6 protein-coding genes and 1 pseudogene are annotated in these 6,415 nt (G+C 44.8%); 5 read left to right on the top strand and 2 right to left on the bottom strand.

Translation table 11 applies throughout. The features are described 5' to 3' along the window. Positions 1-4: 4 nt before the first annotated feature. Both QUW60_RS14840 and QUW60_RS14835 read left to right on the top strand, forming a co-directional pair. A pseudogene (locus tag QUW60_RS14840) lies at positions 5-574 on the top strand (transposase); the annotation flags it as partial. Positions 575-1,149: 575 nt separating this feature from the next. Then, positions 1,150-2,583: an AAA family ATPase gene (locus QUW60_RS14835; protein ID WP_289561461.1), complete on the top strand. Its 1,434-nt coding sequence runs from the start codon at positions 1,150-1,152 to the stop codon at positions 2,581-2,583. Between the two features lie 6 nt (positions 2,584-2,589). On the opposite strand, the gene QUW60_RS14830 is transcribed toward QUW60_RS14835, so the two are convergent. Together QUW60_RS14830 and QUW60_RS14825 are read right to left on the bottom strand one after the other, a co-directional pair. Then, positions 2,590-3,138: a hypothetical protein gene (locus QUW60_RS14830; protein WP_258338902.1), complete on the bottom strand. Its 549-nt coding sequence runs from the start codon at positions 3,136-3,138 to the stop codon at positions 2,590-2,592. 508 nt (positions 3,139-3,646) lie between these two features. Next, positions 3,647-4,552 (bottom strand): DMT family transporter, encoded by a 906-nt coding sequence (locus tag QUW60_RS14825; RefSeq protein WP_258338903.1) that lies wholly within the window; start codon positions 4,550-4,552, stop codon positions 3,647-3,649. A gap of 203 nt (positions 4,553-4,755) precedes the next feature. Here QUW60_RS14825 and QUW60_RS14820 point away from each other — a divergent pair, with 203 nt between their 5' ends. From QUW60_RS14820 to QUW60_RS14810, 3 genes are all read left to right on the top strand, one after another. Next, positions 4,756-4,983 carry a DUF4160 domain-containing protein gene (locus QUW60_RS14820; RefSeq protein WP_258338904.1) on the top strand — a complete coding sequence of 76 codons (228 nt, stop codon included), beginning with the start codon at positions 4,756-4,758 and terminating at the stop codon, positions 4,981-4,983. After that, on the top strand, positions 4,976-5,209 hold the full coding sequence (locus QUW60_RS14815) for a DUF2442 domain-containing protein (protein ID WP_434736875.1): 234 nt from the start codon (positions 4,976-4,978) through the stop codon (positions 5,207-5,209). The genes QUW60_RS14820 and QUW60_RS14815 overlap by 8 nt, the downstream gene beginning before the upstream one ends. A 76-nt stretch (positions 5,210-5,285) precedes the next feature. Then, positions 5,286-6,415 (top strand): acyloxyacyl hydrolase (locus QUW60_RS14810; protein ID WP_289561453.1); only part of this gene is annotated, 1,130 nt, incomplete at its 3' end.

Raw genomic sequence — 6,415 nt, 5'->3', positions numbered from 1 at the left:
ATTTATGATTAAAAATACGCATAATAGCCCTTCTTTATTCAGTAACCTATCTGACATGCTGAACCAATCGTACCCACTTTACCAGTTGGCTGACAAAATAGCTTGGGAAAAATTTGAAACGGCTTTTCAGCCTTTGTATTGTCAGGACAACGGTCGTCTCGGTAAGCCAATCCGTTTAATGTGTGGTTTGCTCATTTTGAAACACCTTCGTAATCTGTCAGATGAGTCATTGGTAGAACAATGGAGTGAAAACGCTTATTATCAGTATTTTTGTGGGATGCAGGAGTTCACTCCGTCTGCTCCATGTGCCTCTTCAGAACTGGTTCATTTCCGCAAGCGTATCGGTGAAGAGGGGATTGAACTTATTTTTCAGGAAAGCATCCGTGTGAATAACGAGGATGATGAAGACCATCATCATGATACGGCCTTCATTGATTCTACAGTTCAGGAAAAGAATGTCACTTACCCCACAGATGCAAAGTTGCATAAGAAGACCGTGAAAAAAGTCCTTGGCATTGTGAAAAAGCTGGGCCTTCCTCTGCGTCAAAGCTACACCTTTGTGTTGAAGGATATTTAGAAACTGTTTTGAATTTATCGTGTGCTGATTTGGAATGAGTTTTTGAGGCATTTCCGTTTGTGTGATGAGGAAGATAGCGGGCTATCTGACGAAGAACAGAAGCGGAAAAGACCAAAAATAGCCCAAAGCACACACGAAAACGAATACATCAAGCCAAGAAAAACTTTTTGGAGAAATTCAAAACAGTTTCTTAGTACTATTTTGTTTCTTAACGCTTTGTAAAATACATTTATATCATTGATTATAAAGTAAATACAATTAATATCAGATATAAGAGCCTAATACCCCAAAAAGCTGCCGCTTTTGAGGGGGTGCCACACAATTCAGCAAGCTGAACATGATGTATAGCCAATAGGAAAGAAAGGTCATGTCATAATTTCCTTATTTGACCGATCCGTGAGTTTATACTTTATTTGATAGTAAAATCCAGATAAAGTAGCATCTCGGAAACGGGCAAGTAGTATGAGTTTATACTTTATCTTGATTATTTTAACGGATAAAGTATAAGCTTATGCCTTGAAAGTTTGGCTGACACAGGCGGATTTAGTACCTTTGCCGAAAATTGAAGCATCATGCAGGACAAATTGATTTCACGGAAAAGAGAATGTGAAGAATTGCAGAGGTGTCTGGATTCAGACCGTTCGGAACTTGTCATCATAAGTGGTCGTCGCCGTATAGGCAAGACATATCTTATAGACAAATTCTTCAAGTATAAATACGATTTTACATTTGTAGGAGAGCACAAGACCCCTGCGACAGTCCAGATACAGAACTTCATGCGTGCACTCCAGCGGCAATCCAAAAAACGCCAGCCGAAGGCGGAAACATGGTATGATGCCTTCAATGCACTTGAAGATTATCTTGAGACATTGCCTTCTGACAGAAAAAAGGTGGTTTTCATCGATGAAATGCCATGGATGGATACACAGCGGTCAAACTTTGTCAGCGCATTGGAGAATTTCTGGAACGGCTGGTGCAACAGGCGCACAGACATCGTGCTTATCGCTACAGGTTCGGCAACATCATGGATGGCGGACAAGATAGAGGGGAATCAAGGCGGTCTTCATGCGAGGATCACCTGCAACCTGCACCTGTCCCCGTTCAACCTTCACGAGACGGAAGAATATCTGCGGCAGAGGAACTGCCAATGGGACAGGTACCAGATATTGCAATGCTATATGATATTCGGAGGCGTGCCTTTCTATCTGAGTCTTCTGAATACGGCAGACAGCCTTGCGCAGAATATAGACAGGCTGTTCTTCTCCGAGGGAGCACAGTTGAAAATGGAGTTCGATGAACTTTACAATGCCCTTTTTACAAATGCCGATACTTATATATCAGTAGTCAGGCTGTTGTCAGAGAACAAGTCGGGGATGACAAGGGAAGATATAGTCAAGGCCACCGGCCTGGAAGGAGCATTCCTCAGCAAGATACTGAAGAATCTGGAGCGTTGTGACTTCATCACACGGCTGTCACAATATGGAAGTAAAGTCCGTAACAACATATTCAGGCTTACGGATTTCTACACGCTGTTCTATTACAAGTTCATTGAATCCAACAACACCAAGGATGACAGATGGTGGAGTAACAACATGGGGGCACGCAGTGTATCCGCATGGATGGGACTGAGTTTTGAACTGGTGTGCCTGGGTCATCATAAACAGATAAAAAGCGCACTCGGAATAGCAGGAGTGGGAACCTCCATATCCACATGGCGGAGCAAAGCCGACACTGAAAAAGGGATACCCGGTTTTCAGATTGACATGATAATCGAGCGGGCAGACAGGATTATCCACCTATGCGAAATGAAATTCAGCACGGACCAATATGGCATCACCGATAACTATGAGATGAAGCTGAGGGAGCGGATGGGACTGTTTCGGATGGCGACAAAAAACAAGAAATCGCTTGTGATCACTTTTGTAACAACTTATGGTGTCGTGGGCGGAAAACATAAAAGCATCGTCCATAGCGAAGTTACTATGGACGACCTTTTTCAAGCATGAGCAGTTTTACTGTTCCAATTCCTTTATTGCTTTCTGTATTCCATAGAATACGGAATCAGGATTGCGTCTTGCCGCAGACAAAGCTGTAGAAAGATTGGAAGCAGAGACAAAGTATTTGCCATTTTTGCATAAAAGGAACTTTCCTTTTTCAAGTACGGACTGCCAGTGGTACTGAATGAACCGATTTTCAAGAAGGGCATCAAACATGACAGTCACATGGCGTACATTGTTCACCCGTATACAGAAGCCATCCTTGCACGCAAAGAGTGCTTCCATATCCTCAATTTTAAGAGATGGTACACAAAACAGATGATATGCCTCGGCACAAGCCGTAATACCGGCCAACTGTCCATCAGTAAAACTACAGTCCAAAGAGAGAGGTGCACGGAAATGGGAATCAAGGCCATTCTTGCAAGAAAGCAGCAACGGACTTGAAATGTCATACATCTTTTTGAGCCTCATGCTGTCCTCAAATGAGAATATTTCAGACCAAAAAAACTGCTTTACAAGATTCTTATAGTCGGTCAGCAATCCTTTAACAATAAGAAGGTTCATCTCATGGCAGTTCTTGCAGACCGTCCGCTCACAGTTGATGTATCAGTGGCAGTTTACAAAATCTTCCACAAAGCGTTCATAACGCTTTTCGCCAACTACTAACTTGCCTTTACATAAAAGCTCGATTATTCATTCTATAAAACATACCGTATCTATATATTCAGGGAACTTTGTGGTATCAGATTACAGTAATTCCTATAATTCAAAGCTGAAAATCAAAAGGATATATAATATAGTTTGGTTCAAGCGTGGAACTGCAATGCTACCACATTCTGATTGGAGGTCCTAGGAAAACCTTGTACACGGATATGGTAATAGCAGCCCACGCTATAGCGTGAGAACCACTATGCTATCCTTGTGTACAATTGCGAATTTCCTAGGTTCCCAATCACAAGATAAGCATAACGTTTCTTTCTAAAATTCTATGTTACCGGAATAAGAGTCACTACCCTAAGTTCCACAACAAAAATACGAATTATCTTTTAAAAACAATTATACATAATTCCAATCATCCCAGCACGCTCCCCAAATAGAGGAAGAACATGCCGACAAGCACAAGCACCAGATCGACCGCCTTGCTCTTGAGGTTCTTTTCATGGAACACCATCGCACCGAAAAGGAACGACACCACCACGCTTCCCCGGCGCACCATCGACACGATGGAAATCATGGAACCGTCCATGCTCAGAGCGTAGAAATAAACGAAGTCGGCGGCTGAAAGAAACACCGAAATCAGAATGATGCACCAGTCCCAATGGAAAGGAGTGCCCGACTTTCGGCGCGGCCACCAGAGGAACATCAGCACACCCCCCATCAAGAAAAGCTGGTAGATGTTATACCATGCCTGCACCACCATGTTGTTGAACCGTCCCATCAGGTATTTGTCGTACAGGCCGCTTACGGCTCCAAGGAGAGCGGCAAGCACCACAAACCAAATCCACTTGTTATGCTCAAAGTCGATGCCTTCCTTTTTCCCCGAACGGCTCAGCATGAAGAACGAAACGATGGCCATCAGCACGCCTATCCACTGATACACATTCAGCTGCTCGCCGAATATCAACAGGGCACCCACCAGCGTCATGACCGGACGGGTGGCATTGATCGGCCCGACGATAGTAAGCGGAAGATGCTTCATGCCGAAATAGCCGAATGTCCACGACGAAAGGACAATAAATGATTTTATGAGAATGTACTTATGCACCTCCCAGCCTGCATCGGGGACATAAAACAGAGAGCCTTCCAGCCAGCCGGGACTGAAATGAGAGAGAAGAATGAAAGGCAGAAAAATCAAGCTTGAGAAAAGCGTATTCAGTCCCAATACCGGAAGAACCGCATTGCCTGCCAGCGACTTTTTCTTGAATACATCATAAAAGCCCAGCAATGCCGCCGAGCAGAATGCCAACAATAACCACATATACCGTTTTCTTTTATCGGCGCAAAGGTACGGAAAATATAGGAAAAGTGCCTGATAAAACTTGGACAAACGCAAAATCCGTCGAAAGCGCAAATGTTCCGGACACTTTCTTGGGAAAAGTTTTCTTGCTTATCTCTTTGTTTTTCCTTATCTTCGCAAAAAGCAAAAACATTTCGGTATGAGTCCCAAGTTCAGACAAGAAGATGGATATAACATTCAAAATATACTCTAATGAAGAAGAGCGAAAGCATATCCACGTTGTCAAAGCCGAATGTGAAGCAAAATTCTGGCTGGAACCGGAGATGGAACTTGCCAGCAATTATGGCTTCAACAACAAGGAGCTGAAAAAGATAACGCAATTAGTAGAAAAATATGGAGATGACTTCAAACAGCAATTTGCAGCCCACATCGGTAAGCGTCTTGATGATTAACGCACAAGGAATGATGCTTTCCGTTTTAGAACAAGATTATTTTGTGTCGTACAACCGAGTTCCCTGGCTACGCGACGCCCGCATAAGCAGCGCGCTCAACGTGCGCATGGCCGGTCCGAATGCAATCGAATGGCCTGAACTGGACATTGACCTCGAAATTGATAGTCTGAAGCATCCGGAACGATACCCATTGGTAATGAAACATTCGCCATTGGACGCAATTTGATAAAGATTTGCAGAGAAAAAGCGTCCCCACTCTCCCTGCGTCCAGATGGCATATTACCCTATAAACCTATAACAAAATGCAACGCTCGCCAGCAAGCTCCCGGCATCTCCTGTCTTTCTGCCTCAGAACGATTTCCGCCGTTTCCCTTCTTGCCTTTCTCACCGTCCAGACTTACGCAAAGAGCCACGACAGCATCCCGGAGAGAATCATCCATTCCATCGAGTTTGATGCGAGGCCGGCATATATATTCCCCACAAATCCGTTCTTCAAAGGATTTGACGGAGAAAGAAACCCTAACAGAAACGCATTGTCGGGACATCTGAAATATGGCTTCAAATTCGGGCCGGACACCTACTTCGGCCAGCAATATCCGCACGCCGTACAAGGAATAGGTGTCGGATACAACACGTTCTTCAACACCGCGGAGATAGGAAATCCGCTGGCCGTCTATGTGTTCCAGACTTCAAGGATCGTTTCGCTGGCTCCCAATCTGTCACTGGACTATGAATGGAACTTCGGAGCGTCTTTCGGCTGGAAAAAATACGATGCGCAAACCAATCCGTGGAACATAGTCGTCGGCTCAAAAATCAACGCCTACATGGCCATAAACATCCTGCTGAACTGGCAGATCAACTCCCGGACAAGCCTGAAAGCCGGAATCGGAGCCGCACACTATTCAAACGGAAACACCAACTATCCGAATTCGGGCGTAAACACGCTCAACGGAAGCATCGGCATCACCAGGTTCTTCGGACCAGCCCAAACCGACTCTCCTGCCACATGCCGGAAAACGAAAGAAAAGCCCGCTCCCCATGTCAGCTACGATCTGATTGTCTACGGATCGACGAAAAGAAAAGGAATCTATCCGGAGGGCCTGAACCCGATGCTGGTGCCGGGATCTTTCGCCGTGGCCGGAATAAACGTTAATCCCCTGTACAACTTCACCAAATATTTCCGTGCCGGACTTTCGCTCGACATGCAGTATGATGAAAGTGCAAACATCATCAACCACATCGCAAACAAATCAGTTCCTTCAGACCCCAGCGAACTGAAGTTCTACCGGCCTCCGTTCATCGAACAATTCTCGGCAGGGCTCTCTGCCAGGGCAGAATTCATCATGCCCATTTTTTCCATCAACCTCGGCATAGGCCGGAACTTCATCGGCAAAGGAAAGGATCTGGATGCGTTCTATCAGATACTTGCACT

Origin of the sequence: Bacteroides gallinaceum (assembly GCF_030373775.1) — a bacterium.
Classification (GTDB): domain Bacteria; phylum Bacteroidota; class Bacteroidia; order Bacteroidales; family Bacteroidaceae; genus Phocaeicola; species Phocaeicola excrementipullorum.
This window is presented reverse-complemented; position numbering and strand designations above follow the sequence as displayed.

Excerpts from the sequence above, each read along its gene's own strand:
- QUW60_RS14835 (WP_289561461.1), top strand. The coding sequence starts at position 1,150 with ATGCAGGACAAATTGATTTCACGGAAAAGAGAATGTGAAGAATTGCAG.
- QUW60_RS14830 (WP_258338902.1), bottom strand. The coding sequence starts at position 3,138 with ATGAACCTTCTTATTGTTAAAGGATTGCTGACCGACTATAAGAATCTT.
- QUW60_RS14825 (WP_258338903.1), bottom strand. The coding sequence starts at position 4,552 with ATGTGGTTATTGTTGGCATTCTGCTCGGCGGCATTGCTGGGCTTTTAT.
- QUW60_RS14820 (WP_258338904.1), top strand. The coding sequence starts at position 4,756 with ATGGATATAACATTCAAAATATACTCTAATGAAGAAGAGCGAAAGCAT.
- QUW60_RS14815 (WP_434736875.1), top strand. The coding sequence starts at position 4,976 with ATGATTAACGCACAAGGAATGATGCTTTCCGTTTTAGAACAAGATTAT.